Genomic DNA, 18,548 nt, shown 5'->3' with positions numbered 1-18,548 from the left:
AACGATGCGTAAACGAGCACGGATTATTTATAACCCGACTGCTGGTCGTGAGGCGCTCCGCAAAGACCTGGTCGATATTTTGGATATCTACGAAAAGGCCGGTTACGAGACCAGTGCCTTTGCGACAACCCCTGCGCCGAATTCGGCAAAGAACGAGGCGACGCGGGCGGCCAAGGAAGGGTTTGACCTGATTGTGGCCGCCGGTGGTGACGGGACCTTGAATGAGGTCATCAATGGGATCGCCGGTCTGGAACACCGGCCAACGATGGCAATCATTCCGGCTGGGACTACTAATGACTACGCCCGGGCGCTGCGGATTCCCCGTGATGACCCGATTGCTGCCGCTAAGCTGATTTTGAAGAAGAACAAGAAGTTCAAAATCGATATCGGCAAGGCCGGTGACAACTACTTTATGAACATTGCGGCGGGGGGAACCCTGACCGAGCTGACCTATGACGTGCCGTCATCGATGAAGTCCCTCTTTGGCTACGCGGCTTACCTGGCAAAGGGGGCCGAACTGCTGCCGCAAATCAAGCCGGTGGACGTTTCAATCAAGTACGATGACCAGGAATACCGGGGTACGGCGTCGATGATCTTGCTGGCGCTGACTAATTCGGTCGGTGGCTTTGAACAGATTGTGCCGGACGCGTCGCTGGATGACGGTAAGTTCACCATGATTATCGTCAAGAAGAGTAGTCTGGCCGACATGCTGGCGCTGATGGCGAAGGCCTTGCAGGGAAAGCACCTCGACGACCCGCGGATTATCTATGCCAAGGCGACCGATGTGGATGTAACCCCATTGAGCAAGGAAGACCGGTTGATGATCAACCTTGATGGTGAATACGGTGGGGACGCACCGATGAAGTTCCACGACTTGAAAAAGCACATTGAGGTGGTCGCAAACCTGGATGAGATTCCAGATGACGCGATTACTGATTCAGCCGACTTCCAACGGGTCGAAAAGGACTTCGTGGAAGGTGTCGGCAAGATTAGTGATGAAGATAAGTAAAGAAGTACGGAGCCAGTTCCTCGACAGAGCGTACGACTAGCTAGAACATTGCTTGGCATGGCAACAGGCCGAGCGAGTATTCACACCTAGGGCACGATCCTGTGCTGGCGAAGCACGTTATCTTGATGAAAGTCGAATCAACAATATAATAACGAAGCCGAGAGAAATGCTGTTTTCTCTCGGCTTTTTGTCTGGGTGCGCCTTTGCTTGAAGCAGTGGGCGGATTTTGTAATAATAGTCATATCGAATAAGCGTTAATGGAGGCAGAATCGTGAAAGTAAACGTTCCGGTACATAAAAACGAAGAATACCAGGCTCAGGTAATTGATTTGACATATGAGGGTAACGGGGTCGTCAAGATTGATGACTTCCCAGTCTTTGTGTCCAACGCCCTGCCCGGAGAAGAAGTGACGGTGCGGATAACCAAGGTGACCCGCCACTTTGCCTGGGGCCGGGTGATGGCTTGGCAGACGAAGAGCGCCGACCGGGTGGACGTGAAGGATAAGAAGTACATCCAGACTGGAATCGCCCCACTGGGTCACTTGAAGTACCCGGCACAGTTGCGTTTTAAGCAGCACCAGATTGAAGAATTATTGGCGAAGGCCCACTTGGATGGGATTAAGGTGGCGCCGACAATGGGGATGGAGCGGCCTTACCACTACCGGAATAAGGCCCAGGTACCCGTCAAGCTGGTCCGGGGCAAACTGGAAACCGGCTTTTATAAGCGGGGCAGCCACACCCTGGTACCAATCGAGGACTTTTACATCCAGGATCCCAAGATTGACGAGGCAATTGTCGTCGTCCGCGATTTATTGCGAAAGTACCACGTGACGCCGTATGATGAACGGACCGGCAAGGGCGTTATCCGGACGGTGATGGTGCGGCGGGGCTATTACAGCCATGAAGTGATGGTCGTTTTGGTCACGAACACGAAGCGCCTGCCGATGGCGGAGCAGATTGTCGACGGCATCGTGGCCGGGGTGCCGGAAGTAAAGAGCATTGTGCAGAACATCAACGATAAGCGGACAAATAAGCTGTTGGGCGATACCAATAAGACGCTGTGGGGCAAGGACGAAATCCACGATCAGTTGCTCGGCATTGACTTTGCGATTTCGCCGCTGTCCTTCTACCAGGTGAATCCCCAGCAGACGGAGCGGCTGTACCAGACGGCGATTGACAATGCGGGCCTGGATGGCAGCCAGACGGTGATTGACGCCTACTGCGGGATCGGGACGATTTCGCTGGCGGTGGCTAAGCACGCCAAGCAGGTCTATGGGGTCGAAATCGTGCCCGCCGCGATTGCGGACGCCAAGCACAATGCCAAGCGAAACGGGATTAAGAACGCTGAATTCGTGGTCGGTAAGGCCGAAGAGCAGTTTGCCAAGTGGCAGGCGGCAGGCTTGAAACCGGACGTGGTGATCGTCGACCCACCGCGCAAGGGCTTGGCGGAGTCACTGATTGAGGCCACCGGCAAGATGGCACCGCAAAAAGTGATCTACGTGTCTTGCAATCCAGCGACCCTGGTGCGGGACATTCAACGCTTTGCGGAAGTTGGCTACCACGTCACGAAGCCCATCCAGCCCGTCGACCAGTTCCCGCAGACGACGCATGTTGAGAGCGTTACTGTCATTGAACGTACAGAAAAATAGCCGATAAACGCCGGTATGACGGCATTTATAGCTGATTGAAAGTGTACTAATTCTGATTTTGACGAGCGGGATTAGTACACTTTTTCTATTTGGAGCTGGCGGGTCGAGTGTTCAATGTCCTATTTCGATAGTCGAGTAGGTGAATGTCCAGTTTGGCAGGTCGTGCTGATTAGGATAGTGAAAGTAGAGGTGAGCGTTGATATGAAGGTAAATATAACTGGTGTAAAAAAGGGTGAATTTGGTGCTGAGGGTTGAGTAGATGGAAGCAATATTGTATTTTGATTGAAAATTAGAAAATTTGCAGGACAGTTGTGTACTTGACGTATAATATTAATATTGAAAGATTATTAAGGCGGTAAACAGGATGGCAAATAGACAAATCAATATTGAAAATCTAACGATGAACGAAATACTGAAATCAATGCATCGGTTAGGCGGGCAGGTTACTAGGAAAGAAATACGTCAGGACATTCACGATAACTCAAATGCTATTTCAGAGGATGAAGTAGATAAAATTAAGGTTTCTAAAAAGACGGGGAATAAATACAGTCCGTTTGCGTGGACGCTTAATTATGCCGTTAAGTATCTGATTATGACTGGGTATCTTATACAAGATGGACGACTACTTGAGTTATCAGAGAAGGGCCGTAATGTTGATTTGTCGTCTTTTGATGGTGATCGTGATGTTCGACCAGTAGTAGAAAAGATGATTTCAAAACAAAAACAAAATAAGGCATCCGTCCCTGAGAAAACCAATATTGAAGATAGTAACGATTCGGATGAAATAGAAGCCCCTTGGCGTCAACAGTTATTGGATGCATTAATGAAGATGAATCCTAAAAAATTTGAACTCTTTTGTCGTGGGTTACTTACCAAAATGGGAATAGATGTCGACGATGAAAAGGGTGTTCAATACGTGGCTGATGGAGGAATCGACGGATTCGGATATGTTCGTTCTGATGATTATCGGACTACGCGGGTAGCGCTTCAGGCTAAGCGTTGGCAGGGTAAAGTATCAGCACCGGAGATCGATAAATTTCGCGGTGCAATGGACAAGTTTAATGCTGAATTTGGTATTTTTATTACTAATTCCGACTTCACAAGAGAAGCAGTCAGGACGGCTCGAGAAGGAACTCGCATCATCACATTGATTAATGGCGATCAAGTTTGTGACTTGGTAGCAAAATACAACTATTATGTTAACCCGGTAACTACTTACCGATTGAAAGATTTTTACCTGGATAAGGATTAAATTAATGAGGAAAATCATGAAATTTATTCAGTACAATTTAGCTGGAAAAGCTGTTGAGCAATATTCTTGTGACTTTGATCAGCTAAAGGCTAATCCAATTGGCGAAAAAGTTAGAGTAACAATGGACGACGGTAAAATATGTGTTGGATTTTGGGATACTTTTCTTGGGCAAGGAAAAGTTCAAACAGTCGAAATTAGTCAGTATGATTTGGATGAAGAAACTTCTAAATTAAGAAGCTTCAATAGCATAGTAACTTTTGTCCCGACAAGCAGAATTACTAAACTTGAAGCAATTTTACATAGTAATCCACGCTGGGGTACGGGACCGACTAACAAGTTTGAGTTTCCTAAACCAGTAAAAATAGATCCTGAACTAGATCCATTTAAAAACTGGCCTATTAAAATAACACCCAGCCAAAATAGCTGAGTGCTGTATTGCCAGATTATTTTCACATATTAACCCTAATTACTTCACCATCTTTAAACGTGAACTCCATGTAGCGTTGGAAGATGGTGATTTTTTCTACCAAACGACGAACCAGTTGTTCATCAAAATCCACTAAGCCATACTTGTGCAATTCGACTAATTCCTTGATTTCATCAAGGCTGTGTAGTTTGGCTTGTTGATCAGTTTCACGACTTTGGACTTTTTCCTTTTGCTTCCGCAGGTCCATGATTTGTTGTGTAAGGGCATCACAGTCCTGGTGCTGGTTAGCAGCCTGGATAAGCTTCATCTGCACCTCTTCCAACTGTTGGTCGATTTGATCAAGTGTTGGGCCTTTAGAGTTCTTAATGACCTTCATGATGTTAGCTTTAATTTGTTTACTGGCCAACTCATGCCCTTCAATGAGCTGATTGAATGCTTCAACGGTGGCTTCCTTCAGCAATGGTTCTTTGACGTTTCGAATCATGCATCGCCGGCCAGTCTTACTGCGTCTTACGCGGCTTGCACATCGCCGGACTACCACTTTTTCCGGTCGATACCACATGTTCCGTTGCAAGATATCACCGCATTTACCGCAGAATAATTTTTGAGAGAAGCAATATTTACCATTAAGTCGCCTGTGCTTGCCATTTTTAGTGGTAATTCTGTTATGTCGCTGCTTGATGATCTGCTGGACTTGCATGAAAACAGACTTGGGAATAATCGCCGGGTGATCATTCTCCACGTAGTATTGTGGCATAATGCCTTCATTCTTCACTTTTTGTAAAATAAAGATTCTAACCATAAAGCCGAATATTTTTGTCATATACGTCGAGTATACAACTCTCCTGCGAATTTTCGATATGATTATAAAACAGATCCGCATCGAATCGCTTTCAAGTTAAATATCACAGACTGAAAAAGGAGACAGAACTAGCTTGCTAGTTCGTTTTTCGACACGAAGCTAGCCTGTAGGGAACCCTCCGTCGAAGCGAAGCAAGTCTTTAGAAATCACAAAGAGATCGACATAGTAATTGAATTACTATTTTGTGTTTCATTACGCTTTATGACAGATATTAAGCAATAATCTTTGTTAATAGTAGCTTTTTTAGGAATCCTCTAATACATATTCAATTTTATCAATATGAGGAAAGTTCTTTTTTATTTTTATCGTCAATTGTTCCTTCTGTTCACGATTTATTTTCTTGTGAAGTTCCACAATGATGGAATGATTGTTGTTAGTGTCACTAACTGAAGTGACAGAATTAATATTATGTGATAACTTAGCAATTTTCTTGTTTTGTTTATTTTGCTTGATTAAACGCCTTTTATTCTTCTCATCTTCTGTTTGTCTTTGTCGGTTAATGATACTTGTTACCTGATTATTTAGCTGCGTCTCAGTTGCTGCATTAAGCTGCGCTACCTGGATAACATTTAATGAATAGTCTTTAAGGTTATAATTGGTTAATCTTTTTTTGATACGTTTAATTTTTTGAGAATTTTCTTTGGAGCCAGAGATTGTCAGGTTAATAGTTTTATTTTGGTTATCAATATCTTCTTTAATAACTAGTGAATCAGCAAATTCGGACGCAACTAATTTATGGACATTATTTTCAATAATTGATTGTTGTACCATTTGTTTTGCAGAAAATATACTTGGAATAGTCAATGATAATATGGCAATTATAAAGAAAAACTCTTTTCTAGTAGGCAAACGAAAAAAGCTAGTAGAATAATTATTAGCATGGCTTAAATACCGCATAGTCTTAACTCCTAAAAATGCAGTTAAAATGATAAATACTGCATTAATTAAAAAGAGATAAGAGGCACCTAGAAAGAATGTTAAATTATGCGAAGCAATTCCATAGCCGACTGTACAAAGCGGAGGCATTAATGCCGTAGCGATAGCAACGCCTGGTACAATGTTAGTAGCTTCTTTTTTGCTAGCACCAATAATTCCTGCTACTCCTCCGAAGAATGCAATCATTACGTCCCAAATAGTTGGGCTAGTTCGAGCGATAATTTCTTTACTTGCATAAGAAAGCGGTGAAAAAAAGAAATAACTGGTTGAAGCTAAAAGACTAATAATGATTTCTACGAGGATTGTCGTACTACCGTTTTTAATTAATTTTATGTCGTAAATAGCCAGTCCAGTACCAATAGCTAATAAAGGAGACATAAGTGGTGAAATCAACATTGCCCCGATAATCGTTGCTGTTGAGTTCATGTTCAATCCAATACTAGCAATGAATATTGCACATGTTAGGATTACAAGATTCTCAATATTTAGTTTACTGTCATTCGTAAGCTTTTTGATAAAAGTATTGGTTAACATAATGGTCCTGCCTCCTTGTAATTTTAATTACTTATTGACTAACTGATAATAAGGTCCCGCCATTAAAAAATAGCGAGATGTATTAAGACTTGTTAGTTATGTATAGCCAACTATCTAGAAATTTTAACATATGGTACTTATTTTTTGCCCATTGCGTTTTATTAAGTTGATCGAAGAAAGGAGAAGATAAAGATTACGATAATTAATCAAAACTATTCTAAAAGGCAGATTGCAAGAAATAACTTGAACGAATTTAATGACGTAAATTAAGCAGGAAGATCTCGATTGGTGTATGCCAGTTAAGATATTTAAGTGGCCGTGAATTCAAATACCAATTAATTTGAACCAGTTGGTGCTCACTTAGTTCTTCAATGGCTTGGCCTTTAGGAATAAAGCGCCGTAAAACTCGGTTACGGTTCTCATTACTACCGCGTTCATGTGGTGAATAAGCATGGGCAAAATAAACCGGAGTACCAGTTCGCTGTTCAATTGCCTGGTAGTTAGCGAACTCTTTACCATGATCTACGGTCAGCGTCTTGAGTTTGTCTTGAAGTTGACTAGCTAGTTCAAGTACGGCTTGAGTCATGGACTGACTGTCGCGACCATGGAGCCGTTTAACCATTGTCAGGCGACTCTTACGCTCCACAAAAGTAGCCACAGCTTGACCTTTACGCTTGCCAGAAAGCACGGTGTCAGCTTCAAAGTGGCCAAATTCCTGGCGAGTTTCGATTTTATGAGGACGCTCCTCAATTGAGCGGCCGTGACTGAATGTACCACGCTTTTCTTTAGCGTGATGGCGACGTATTCCATGATCAGGCAAATCAGATAACTGCACATCAAGCCATTTTTGATCAATCCAGTTATAAACCGTCTTGTAGGCAATCCCAACCACATGGGCAACTTGTTCAGGGGACCACTTCTGGACTTGAATCTTTTCCTCGACCAAGTGTTTAAGGTTTTTAGTGAGCGAAGGCTTCCGCCCCCGTTGACTAACCTTTTGTTCAAAGTCAGTTTGCGCTAGCTCAGCCTGGTACTCACTATTTAGCCGGTGAAGTTCGTTAAAGATGGTGGCCTTACTAAAGCCTAAGTAGTTAGCGATGTATCGCAAGGAACGTCCTTCATTATGAAGCGTTTCAATGACAACGCGGTGCTGGAATGATAAAATAGTGGTGCTCATCAAGGTCCTTCTTTCTAATGGAATGTTGAGGTAACACCATTAAAGACCTTGATGGGCTTTTCTGTCCACTTAAATGTTCAACTTAAATTTTACAATCTGCCAAATATAAAAAGACACTAGTATCTTGATAACAGTCAAGTTACCTAAATTGTTTTTTACCTATAATATGTAGTGTCAAGAAAGGAAGTGGTGAAAAATGATTAAGTTACAACAATTTTTTATGAGGTACAAAAAGCAGCTTTTGCTTGTTAATACTATTCTGCTGTTGCTTGCTGAAGGATCTAAATGGCTATTGCACATGAATTTACCATACCAGGCTTTAATGCTTATAGTGGGGATTGTTGGAGTGCTTCCAATTGTTTTGACGGCTATTTCATCTTTAAGGGTTAAATTAATTTCTATTGATGTTTTAGTATCGCTGGCGGTAATCGGTGCCTTCATTATTGGTGAATTTAATGAAGCAGCCATTGTTACTTGGCTATTCATATTAGGAGATGTACTGGAAGAATTAACCCTAAAGAAAACGCGGTCAGCTGTCGCTGATTTAACCAAAATGGCACCACAGACTGCGTTAGTTGTTCAAGATGATGGCTCAACTGAGAAAAAAGACGTCGATTTCATTGATCCTGGTGAGAAGATTTTAGTTAAAACTGGTGATCAGGTTCCAGTCGATGGCAAGGTTGTTTCAGGTTCTGGTTATCTTAATGAAGCCAGTGTTAACGGTGAATCTAAATTAGTTAATAAAAAAGCCGGTAATGAAGTATATGCAGGAACTATCCTTGAAAACGGTACATTGACTGTCGAAACTACCGCAGTCGGTGAAGATACGACTTTCGGTAAAATTATCGAAATAGTTGAAGAAGCACAAGACACAAAGTCACATACAGAAAAGTTAATTAACCGGTTTTCCAAATATTACACTCCCGCCGTACTTATAATTGCAATCGTTGTAGGTTTAATTACTAAAGACCTTAGGCTGGCTATTACAGTTATGGTGCTGGGTTGCCCAGGTGCTTTAGTTATTGGTGTGCCAGTATCTACAGTTGCTGGTATCGGTAATGGTGCTAAAAATGGCATTATGTTTAAAGGGTCGCAAGTGATGGACCAAACTCATCGGATTGATGAAATTGCTTTTGATAAAACCGGCACTTTGACTGTTGGACATCCAGAAGTTAGTGCAATTGAGGTATTAAATGGGCCCAAAGATGAAATTATTAAATTAGCTGCTCAAATTGAGCGTCAAAGTAACCACCCCTTAGCTCAGGCAATTGCCAAATTAAATAAACAAAAGCCAGCTTCAATTAAAGTGGAAACTGTTAAGGGTAAGGGAATCATTGCCACTTTAAATAATCAAAAATATTATTTAGGTAACCAAAAATTAATTGCTGAAAATACTCGTGCCAATGCAAAATTGGGTGAAACAATTGATCATTTGAGTCAATTAGGTAATTCAATTGTCACTTTTGCCAATGAGGACCAAAGTCAATTAGCTGTTTTTGGCATTAAAGACCAATTGCGCCCAGAAGCTAATGATGCTTTAACCCACTTAAAAGAATTAGGGGTTAAGAAGCTAGTGATGCTTTCTGGAGACAATCAAGAAACTGCTGAACGAATTGCGGCGAAGTTGCCAATCGATGAAGTTCATGGTCAAATGCTGCCACAAGACAAGGCTGCTTTTGTTAAAAAAGAAAGAGCTAAGGGACACCATATTGCTTTTATTGGTGATGGGATCAATGATAGTCCGGCCTTAGCTAATGCTAATGTTGCAATTGCCGTTGGTAGTGGAGCGGATGTTGCCATTGAAGTTTCAGACATAGTTTTAGTTAAAAATGACTTGCGAAAGATCGCTTATGCCCTTGGATTATCCAAGAAGACAATTTTGAACATGAATGAAAATATCGTGATGGCTTTACTGACAGTCTTATTGTTGTTCATCGGTTTGTTTGCGGGTTATGTTGAAATGGCAAGTGGGATGTTTATTCATGAATTTAGCATCTTAATTGTTATCTTGAACGGGATGAGATTAATCAAATTTCAACAAAAAATTGACGATCATCAAGTCTATAATCAATAAAACAAAGTATCATTAGATATGTAAATTAATAAGGAAGGGGAATTTAATCATGGAAAAAGTAATGATGAAATTATCTGGTATGACCTGTCCTTCATGCTTAAGTAAAATTGAAAGGGCGGTTGGTAGTTTGGATGGAACCGACCAAATCAAAGTTTTATTCAATGCAGGAAAGCTAAAATTTACGTTGGATCCTGATAAGACTACAACTGTTGACGTCAAGACAGCTATTGAAAAAATGGGTTATGAAGTACAAGGAATTAAGGAAAAGGAGCTTAACTGATGAATGCAGAAGAAAAATACCAGGCGGAATTGAAGCAAAGCGACCTTGATCACCATCAGCCAACTGCAGCTGCCATGACTGGTCACATTATTTCTAACTTGTTAATCCATTCTTTAAAGATTAACCAAGCTAACTTATTTGCTAAAGGATCTGCTAGTCTTTTTTTAGCCGAAAAAGCTGCTGGTTGGATTGCTTATGAACTTCAGGAATTTGACCAATTGAATCACTTATTGGTTAATAATGGTGAAAGTATTCCAACAATTACAGCTCAATTTAAGGAATATTCTATGCTAGAAGAAGATGGCAGTAGTAAATATTTAGCAGGTGATAATCAAATATTTGCCTTGGTAAAAGATTTTGATACGCAAACGCTCTTCATTACTAAGGCAATTGCTTTAGCTAACAATGAAAGTTGGCCAGAATTATCTGCTAATTTAACTAATTTAATGGCTTGGATTAAGGAGCAAATTCGGGTAACTCAAGACTTCTTAGGTCATGAACTAAAAGAAGGATTGTATGTCGAAGATGACGATGATGACTTTTAATTAAAGGACGATGAATTTAATGGCTGATTTATGTGTTAACTTAGTACCACTATTTAATGCTTTACCTCAGGATGAGAAGATGCAAATCGAAAAATTAGTTCAGCATAAGAACTATCAAAAGGGTGAAGTGATAATTGATCCAACGATAGATGATAATTTAGTAATTGTCGCTGATGGTAACGCTAAGCAGTACACCTTAGATGAAGACGGCTATGAGAATGTTTTGCAAATCTTGCATACTGGTGATTATATTGGTGAGGATTGGCTTTTTGGTCAAAAGAATATCAATAATTACGTCGAGACTACGGAACACAGTGAAATTTGTTTATTAAAACGGCAGGATTTATTGAAGTTGATGCATAAACAGCCAGAATTAAGTATTCGATTATTGGAACTAAATATTGTTAAAGTTTCGGAAATGCAAAAACAAGTTCACTTGTTGGCTTTGCCGAAGGTTGAAGACCGGTTATTAAAGTATTTACAAACATATACAGATGAAATTGGTAAAAATAATTTTACCTTACCCTTAAAAATGAAGGACTTAGCCTTATATCTTGGAACAACACCTGAGACCCTGTCTCGTAAATTTGCTTTATTAGAAAAGCAAGGTCAACTGAAACGTCAATTACGTCGAATTGAATTATTCGAAAATTAGTTTAGTTAGGCAATTATTGCTTAGTTGATAATATACACGTTATATCATTATGTTAATTTGGGGATGCATGTTTCCACTAATTCAAGGTAGTGATATTTGGTCATCGATAGTGGGGATGTTATGGATTAGCGCTTGGATACTAATGGGACCGTTGAAAAAGGGATTAACTATTAAATTTGTTACTCCTAAACTCGATAAGAAATACCCATTAACAATCAACCGCATTGATAAGAATCAAGAATAACGGAATTTTTCAGGAAGTTTAAATACCAGCAATTAATTGTGATTAGGGGCGACTTTAATTTCTGGAATCATTGTTGCATTTGTTTTGCGGGATAACAACCTGGGACTTATTAGCGGCTTAACAGTGGTTAGTGCAGGGCAATGTGGATACCTGTTAAAGAAGGCCATTGTTCATTAGGATCATTAACCATATGAAAAAGAGACGTAACAGTGACGAAAGTGTCATTCGTTGCGTCTCTTTTATAATTTCAAAGTGGTTTAATAGCTGCAACTCAGTGTCAATATCGATGACGATTAATCCACTGGACGACTTCTGAGTAGATATCCCATTTTCGTTGGGGCTCGTCAAAAATATTGTGCATTAGAGAAGAGTAGACGTGAAGCTCTTTGTCATTAGAAGCAATCATTGCGTAAGCTTCTAATGAATCATGATAATCAATCAAACCGTCTTTTTGACCTTGTAAAAACAATAGTGGATCCTTAAAGCCAGTTAAGTGTTCCCGAAGGAAGTAAGCTCCCTTAATTTCATTCTGCAAAATTCCAACTGTCAAGTGATGCAGATTAGCAGGATCATTTTGAATTCTATGAACTACTCGTGGATCACTGTTAAGCCCTGTACTTAACACGTTAGGTAATTGTTTCTTAGGGTCGCCTGTTAAACCCTTACTCCATGAATTTGGTGCTTTAACAATGGAAACTGGATCAGCCACCACGAATCCATCAACCGTTTGCGGGTACTTTATACCATATAAGAGGACTGTTTCGCCACCCATGCTATGACCAATGACAAATAGGGGAAGGTTTGGATAAGCCGTTTTAGTCCTTCTAACCATTACATGTAAATTTTCATACAGGTCAGCTAAAGAATCCATATATCCCCGGGGTCCCTCTGACTTTCCATGACCAGGCTGATCGTAGCGAAAAACGTTGCAATCATGCTTAACAAGAAAACTAGCGAAGGGGTCATAACTTTTAGCATATGATGATAACCCATGAACGATAATTATATTTACCTGTGGAGTTTCAGCTAAGTTCGTGATTGTGTGCAAATGAATACCCGGAGTGGCTGATTCAACCATCCTTTCAGTTTGGTTGCCATAAAAACTCATTGTTAGATGCTTCCTTTTACGTTAACGAATCGTTGTTCCAAGAACATTCTTGAAGTGTCCCATTGCCCACTTTGCTCCCAGTTCGGAGAAAGTAGCGACTGCCTTTTGCGGGATGACAATTTGATAATCACGGTTATATGCACTAATTGCCGTGTGTAATACACAGATATCGGTACATACTCCACAGATCCAGACATCGTTAATCCGCCGTTCCCGTAAATAATTGTCTAGATTAGTATTCTGGAAAGCGGAATAGCGGTTTTTATTAAATTTATAGACGTGGGGATCAGTCTGATTTTGTTGGAACCATTGACCAACCTTGCCATATAATTTTTGTCCCTTAGTCCCAATAATATTGTGGGGTGGGTATAGGCGATGTTCGGGATTAAAATGATCATCTTTCAAGTGACCATCAGTCGGCAGAATCACGTAATCCTTATTTTTAAGAAACTGGTTAGCTAAACTAATGATGGGTTGCTCTAACGCCTGGGCTGGTTTACCGACGGTTAGGGATCCATTATCAGCGACAAAGTCATTTGTGTAGTCAATAATTAATAATGCTTTTGCCATTTTAATTCTCCTCAGCAAACTGGGCTTTGGTAATCAATTGTTCTTGAAGGTCAGCTAACTTAGCGGTTAAGTAAACCGGGTAGCGATCAGGGTTGACTAGCCGCTTACTTGCTTCTGGTAATTGAGCGAGCAATTGCCGGGAAGTTTGTTGAATCTTAAAGACATCCGTTTCCACCTTTACCGGCTGGCCTGCTGTTAAGTAGGTTTTTAATAGCGGCTTAGCAGTAAAGTTGGCTAAGACTTGACTGGCATTAGTTGCGGTAGGGTTGGAGTTAACAACCTTGAGCGGTGCAGTGATGGGTTCATCAGCCAGGGCAATGACATCGGCAATGGCCTTATTTGGCAGGTCATTACTGTAGATCCGATAAACCTGCTTGTTACCTGGAATAGTAACCTTTTCCCGGCTATCACTAACCTTAATCGTTGGAATCCATTTACCATTGACTTTTTCTTCCGCTAATTTATAAACGCCGCTTAAGACCGGACTAGAAGAACTAGTAATCAAGCTTTCACCAATCCCAAAGTTATCAATTGGTGCACCCTCGTCCAGCAGTGATTTCACAACGTGGGCATCAAGCGCATTAGAAGCAGTGATCTTAGCCTTTAGGAAGCCCGCTTCATCAAGCATCTGGCGTGCTTTAATGGCAAGTTGAGAAATATCCCCGGAATCAATCCGAATGCCAACTGGTTCATGACCATTGGCCCGAGCTTGCTTAAAGACCCGAATAGCGTTTGGAACCCCTGATTTAAGGACATCATACGTATCAACCAGTAGGGAAATTTTATTTGGATAAACTTTTGCCCATGCTTGAAAGGCGCTGAGTTCGTCAGGGAAGCTTTCTACCCAGGCGTGGGCCATTGTTCCCGCTGCGGGGATGTGGAATTGACTAGCTGCTTGCAAGTTTGAGGTACTGGTGCAACCGCCAATCACAGCTGCCCGTGCACCATAAGTGGCTGCGTCGGGTCCTTGCGCACGCCGGGCACCAAATTCCATTATTGGCAGTCCTTGCGCGGCATGGTTAATCTGCCATGACTTAGTGGCAATTAGTGACTGGTGGTTAATAATATTGAGGACGAAAGTTTCTAAGAGTTGGGCCTCAATTAATGGACCACTAATGGAGATAATTGGTTCTCGTGGGAATACTGGAGTACCTTCAGGGAGCGCTTGAATAGTGCAGCCGTTTTTAATTTTGCTGAGGTAGTCCAGAAAATTAGGACTGAACTCTTTTAATAATTTCAGGTATTCAATGTTTTCCTTAGAAAAATGCCAGTTAGCAACTTGTTCAACTACTTGTTGGAGACCGGCCGCAATAACAAAGCTGCCGTTATCAGGAACCCGCCGGTAGAAAACGTCGAACCGGGCCTGACGATCATGGGGCAGGATGGCGTAATAGCCATTTGCCATTGAGAATTCATAAAGGTCGGTTAACATTTGTAAATCCATATTACCCACACTTTCTTTTGAGTAAAAAGTACTTTAATTATCGTAAAAATAAAAGTATCTTTGACTTTTATTTACTTCTAGTATAGATACTCTTTTTGAAAATGCAAGTTTATAAAATTAACAATTTAGCTTAAACAACTTTGGCGGCCGACCTGAGTGTTGTAATGAGGCGGTGCCGACTTCCTTAAACAGGTGGTTATGAGTTTTCTTAAAATTGGAATTATCAATTTTATCCAGGGTCGTTCCTAAGAACGCCGCAAAGACTTCCCGGGCCTGACGCAGGGTAAAGGAATCGCCGAGAATGTGGAGAATACCTGGTTGGTAATCGAGCTTATTTTTGATCCGATTAATGGCGGTGTTGATAATTTGAACATGGTCAAACGCAAGGTCAGAAGGTGTCGTTAGGATGAATTGCTGCCGATCGTGACTAATTACATACTTGCGTTGATCAGCACTCAAGGTAAACCATTGAGCGTCCGTTGCCCCATAGCCCGGATGCAGCTTGGGCGTCGAAGGCAGATAAGTCATGTAGGCTAATGATAAGGCCCGGCTACCAGTAACCCGGTTGGGATCAGTAAAAGTAGCCAATTGTTCAGTTGAACTCATCGGCACCTGGAGGCCAATCTTATCGTCAATCAAGCGAATACACGCTGCATCAGCACTTTCATGACTACGCAACAGAGTTTCTGGCAAGGCCCACTTGCCCTTTAATGGTTCATCGGCCCGTTTAATTAACAATAATTGCGGCCGGTGCAATTCTGTATTAAAGCTCCAAATGACATTCGTGATGGTGACTAAGGGGCGGGCAACAATCTTACTATCCAATCTGGACTCCTCCTTTCCAGATAATTAACTTACTTCTATTTTAGCATTTACCTTTTGTGCTGTAATGATGCGATGTCATTTCTCAATTGGGTATAAAACGTCGTAGGACCCGATTACGGTTTTCGTTACTACCGCGTTCATGTGGTGAGTAGGCGTGGGCAAAACACACCGGTGTACCGGTTAATTCCTCGATTGTGTGAAAGTCCGCAAATTCTTTTCCATGATCAACGGTCAGCGTTTTAAGCTTGCCATTAAGTTGATGAGCTAGCTCGACAATTGCCTGCTTCATTGATTGACTATCACGACCATTAAGGCGTTTAACGATGGTAAGACGACTCTTTCGTTCTACGAAAGTGGCGACTGCTTGGCCCTTACGCTTACCAGAGAGAACAGTATCAGCTTCAAAATGGCCAAATTCCTGACGGGTGTCAACACTAGCAGGCCGTTCTTCTACGGAGCGCCCGTGGCTAAAGGTACCGCGCTTTTCTTTGGCCCGATGTCTACGGATACCGTGATCTGGTAAGTCCTTGAGCTGGAGGTCAAGCAATCCTTGGTCAATCCAATTGTAGATTGACTTATAGGCAATTCCAAACACATGCACGACCTGTTCAGCTGACCATTTCTGGACCTTAATTTTCTCTTCAATCAGTTGTTTGAGATTAGTAGTTAGAGAAGATTTGCGTCCTCGTTGGGTGACCTTCTTTTCGAAGTCAGCTTGGGCTAAGCGAGCCTGATAAGCAACATCTAAACGATGGAACTCATTGAAGATAGTGGTCTTACTAAAGCCTAAGTAGTTAGCGATATACTGCAAGGAACGTTTTTCGTTATGAAGTGTTTCGATGACAACGCGGTCTGAAAATGATAACATAGTGGTGCCCATAAAGGTCCTTCTTTCAATGGAATGTTGTGGTAACACCATTAAAGACCTTTATGGGTTTTTCTGTCCACTTAAATGTTCAACTTAAATTTTACAATCTACCTAAAGTAATAGGATTTATGTCACAGCCCCTTTACTGTTTAGCTACTGGTTAATAATTTCCTGGTACTTTTGCGGTACCCAGCGAATCAGTTTGTACAGGCCGTAGAAACTCAGGGCGGTTAAGCCGGTCAGGGAAACGACCAGGAGGACGGTAAACCATCCCGCCTGATAGAAACTGAGCACTGCCGTGTTGCGTCCTTTTCGCTGGTCAACGGTCGGTGCCCCGACGCAAGAGCGTGAGTAGTGGCGCAACTGGTGCCCGTTGACTACTAAACGGGATTCCTGGTAGGTCACGATTGGCAAGCGTACGGGTCCAGCATGGTTGGCCCGCCAAGTCAGTTGGAGTCGGCCGCCCGGCAGGACCGTGTGCTTGAACTCCTTCGAATGGTCGATAATCTGGTCCTGGTAGGCGTAAGACCGCACGTATTTTTTATGCAGGTATTTTTCTGGAATCGGCAGGTAGTCTGGGGCCCGCTTTTCCACCCGGAGGAGGAGCTGCCCGGGATAGTCATTATGAACCGCACGCCGAATGCTCTTTGCGTTTGGCGTTACCCAGGCAAGGGCGGATGAAGTATTCAAGACTTCGTCCGACTCATAAATGGCGGTGCGTTGGAAAACGCTGGTGGTGGTGGGGATTGCCACTTGGAAGAGGGCGAAGAGGAGCAGCCCCGTGATGACCCGGAGCCGGAGTTTATCAGCTTTAGGCGCCATCACGAGCTGCTGGCAGCTGCATGCGACTCCCGTCAGTAGCAGGGGATAGGCGATTACCGTCAGGCGGTTGGGAAACTGCAGGGTAGTCTGTAAGCCTGGCAGCGCGTGCTGGACCATTGACCAGGGGAACCAGACCGAGCTGATAAAGAGGATTACGGCCCCCATGATAGTAACCGTGGTGTTGACGAGTGACCGGCGGAAAGTCGCGAGGACGTACAGTAGCTGGAGCAGGAAGAGGAGCCAGCAAAAATAGATCAGGTAGTCCCGGGTGCTTGAAAAACGGGAGGCCTTCAGGGCGTTATCGACCATGTCAAATGGTGCTGGCTTGGCAATGTGGTTGTGGAGGTTGAGCATCAGCAGGGCGCCCCAGACGTTGGCGGTCAGGACAATCGTCCCCGCGATCGCCTTGAGGGTCGCCGCCAGCATCTGTCCCCGGTGGTTCGTTCGGATTAGTCCAATCACGAAGAAGGGCACGAGGGTAAGCGTGAAGAAAAGCGAACTAAGGAGGTGAATCTGAACAATAATGGTCATCAGGCTCATTAGTGGCAGCCAGTGGACAGGGCGTGCTCGATCTTGGAGCATGGTAATGCCCAGCATGATCATGTATGGTGCAAGCGCCGCCCCCCAGGCATTCATGTTCTGCGCCAGTTCCCAGCGGGGTAGCCAACCGAGGCAGAGAAAAATCATGCTGACAAGGAGGGCAATCCGCCGACTGGCCTTGACCTTAATTGCCAGCTGGTACATGCCCACGCCACCGATGAAATAGACGAGGAAGCTCGAGATGACCTGGTAGCGGAACCAGGTGCCCAGCAGGCCGAGGAGGATCCCGTTAAGGTAGGCAAAGAGGGGACCATAGACGGCATTGATTACCCGGCCACTTTGCTGGAAGGAAAAATTACTTTGAAAATAGCTCCAGTTGCCCTGCTGAATTTGCTTGGCAGTATCGTAGAAACGGTTGAAGTGGAAAATTGAGTCAGTACCGAGAATAACCCCGTGAGAAATCAGCTGGGGGTACATAATGATGTAGATTATCGTGGCAATTGCCAGGTAAGGCAGGGCCCAATTAAGCACCTTTTTGCATTTTACTTTCATTATCCATCTCACATTTTACTTTAGTAGTTAACACAATTATTACTATTATAAGCTAATTAGTATTAGGCTGCTGAATGAATTTGAACCGTTTTACCCAAATTGTCGCAAAATCCGCCAACGTGGAATCGCTTTCGGGGTGTACAATAACGGTATCTTATGAGTGAAAGCAGATGAAA

The 18,548-nt window shown here is 42.8% G+C and carries 16 protein-coding genes and 1 pseudogene; 8 read left to right on the top strand and 9 right to left on the bottom strand.

Annotated elements, in window-relative coordinates; all coding sequences use genetic code 11:
• The first annotated feature begins 4 nt into the window (after positions 1 to 4).
• The 4 genes from N4599_RS04540 (at position 5) to N4599_RS04525 (ending at position 4,336) form a co-directional block, all read left to right on the top strand.
• Positions 5 to 1,009 (top strand): diacylglycerol kinase, encoded by a 1,005-nt coding sequence (locus tag N4599_RS04540; protein ID WP_062813002.1) that lies wholly within the window; start codon positions 5 to 7, stop codon positions 1,007 to 1,009.
• 271 nt (positions 1,010 to 1,280) lie between these two features.
• Positions 1,281 to 2,657, top strand: a complete 1,377-nt coding sequence (gene rlmD / locus N4599_RS04535) for a 23S rRNA (uracil(1939)-C(5))-methyltransferase RlmD (RefSeq protein WP_260902267.1) — start codon at positions 1,281 to 1,283, stop codon at positions 2,655 to 2,657.
• Between the two features lie 364 nt (positions 2,658 to 3,021).
• Positions 3,022 to 3,909 (top strand): restriction endonuclease, encoded by an 888-nt coding sequence (locus N4599_RS04530; RefSeq protein WP_062813004.1) that lies wholly within the window; start codon positions 3,022 to 3,024, stop codon positions 3,907 to 3,909.
• A gap of 16 nt (positions 3,910 to 3,925) precedes the next feature.
• Positions 3,926 to 4,336, top strand: a complete 411-nt coding sequence (locus tag N4599_RS04525) for a hypothetical protein (protein ID WP_062813005.1) — start codon at positions 3,926 to 3,928, stop codon at positions 4,334 to 4,336.
• A gap of 22 nt (positions 4,337 to 4,358) precedes the next feature.
• On the opposite strand, the gene N4599_RS04520 is transcribed toward N4599_RS04525, so the two are convergent.
• The 3 genes from N4599_RS04520 to N4599_RS04510 all read right to left on the bottom strand — a co-directional run bounded on the left by N4599_RS04520 (position 4,359) and on the right by N4599_RS04510 (position 7,845).
• The gene (locus N4599_RS04520; RefSeq protein WP_260902263.1) at positions 4,359 to 5,093 is read right to left on the bottom strand and encodes a recombinase zinc ribbon domain-containing protein; all 735 of its coding nucleotides are present in this window, start codon (positions 5,091 to 5,093) and stop codon (positions 4,359 to 4,361) included.
• 348 nt (positions 5,094 to 5,441) lie between these two features.
• Positions 5,442 to 6,668 (bottom strand): DUF389 domain-containing protein, encoded by a 1,227-nt coding sequence (locus tag N4599_RS04515; RefSeq protein ID WP_062813006.1) that lies wholly within the window; start codon positions 6,666 to 6,668, stop codon positions 5,442 to 5,444.
• A 253-nt stretch (positions 6,669 to 6,921) separates the two neighbouring features.
• Complete coding sequence (locus N4599_RS04510; protein ID WP_062813007.1) at positions 6,922 to 7,845, bottom strand: IS30 family transposase; 924 nt, start codon at positions 7,843 to 7,845, stop codon at positions 6,922 to 6,924.
• Between the two features lie 196 nt (positions 7,846 to 8,041).
• Here N4599_RS04510 and N4599_RS04505 point away from each other — a divergent pair, with 196 nt between their 5' ends.
• Genes N4599_RS04505 through N4599_RS04490 form a run of 4 tightly spaced genes read left to right on the top strand, consistent with a single transcriptional unit; the run spans position 8,042 to position 11,399 of the window.
• Positions 8,042 to 9,919, top strand: coding sequence for a heavy metal translocating P-type ATPase (locus N4599_RS04505; RefSeq protein WP_062813008.1), 1,878 nt, complete (start codon positions 8,042 to 8,044; stop codon positions 9,917 to 9,919).
• Between the two features lie 49 nt (positions 9,920 to 9,968).
• A complete protein-coding gene (locus N4599_RS04500; protein WP_062813009.1) occupies positions 9,969 to 10,199 on the top strand; it encodes a heavy-metal-associated domain-containing protein in 231 nt (76 codons plus the stop codon).
• The gene (locus N4599_RS04495; protein ID WP_062813010.1) at positions 10,199 to 10,744 is read left to right on the top strand and encodes a hypothetical protein; all 546 of its coding nucleotides are present in this window, start codon (positions 10,199 to 10,201) and stop codon (positions 10,742 to 10,744) included. The genes N4599_RS04500 and N4599_RS04495 overlap by 1 nt, the downstream gene beginning before the upstream one ends.
• Before the next feature lie 19 nt (positions 10,745 to 10,763).
• Positions 10,764 to 11,399 (top strand): Crp/Fnr family transcriptional regulator, encoded by a 636-nt coding sequence (locus N4599_RS04490; RefSeq protein WP_062813011.1) that lies wholly within the window; start codon positions 10,764 to 10,766, stop codon positions 11,397 to 11,399.
• A gap of 521 nt (positions 11,400 to 11,920) precedes the next feature.
• On the opposite strand, the gene N4599_RS04485 is transcribed toward N4599_RS04490, so the two are convergent.
• The 6 genes and pseudogenes from N4599_RS04485 to N4599_RS04460 form a co-directional block, all read right to left on the bottom strand.
• Entirely contained in the window at positions 11,921 to 12,751 is an 831-nt protein-coding gene (locus N4599_RS04485; RefSeq protein WP_062813012.1) for an alpha/beta fold hydrolase, read from the bottom strand.
• 21 nt (positions 12,752 to 12,772) lie between these two features.
• On the bottom strand, positions 12,773 to 13,321 hold the full coding sequence (locus tag N4599_RS04480; RefSeq protein WP_003674828.1) for a cysteine hydrolase family protein: 549 nt from the start codon (positions 13,319 to 13,321) through the stop codon (positions 12,773 to 12,775).
• Position 13,322: 1 nt separating this feature from the next.
• Positions 13,323 to 14,765 (bottom strand): nicotinate phosphoribosyltransferase, encoded by a 1,443-nt coding sequence (locus tag N4599_RS04475; RefSeq protein ID WP_062813014.1) that lies wholly within the window; start codon positions 14,763 to 14,765, stop codon positions 13,323 to 13,325.
• Between the two features lie 117 nt (positions 14,766 to 14,882).
• Positions 14,883 to 15,590: an NUDIX hydrolase gene (locus N4599_RS04470; protein WP_191363194.1), complete on the bottom strand. Its 708-nt coding sequence runs from the start codon at positions 15,588 to 15,590 to the stop codon at positions 14,883 to 14,885.
• Positions 15,591 to 15,678: 88 nt separating this feature from the next.
• A pseudogene (locus N4599_RS04465) lies at positions 15,679 to 16,470 on the bottom strand (IS30 family transposase); the annotation flags it as partial.
• A 141-nt stretch (positions 16,471 to 16,611) separates the two neighbouring features.
• Positions 16,612 to 18,372 carry a hypothetical protein gene (locus N4599_RS04460; protein WP_062812466.1) on the bottom strand — a complete coding sequence of 587 codons (1,761 nt, stop codon included), beginning with the start codon at positions 18,370 to 18,372 and terminating at the stop codon, positions 16,612 to 16,614.
• Positions 18,373 to 18,548: the final 176 nt, after the last annotated feature.

The organism is Limosilactobacillus oris (assembly GCF_025311495.1).
GTDB lineage: Bacteria > Bacillota > Bacilli > Lactobacillales > Lactobacillaceae > Limosilactobacillus > Limosilactobacillus oris_A.
This window is presented reverse-complemented; position numbering and strand designations above follow the sequence as displayed.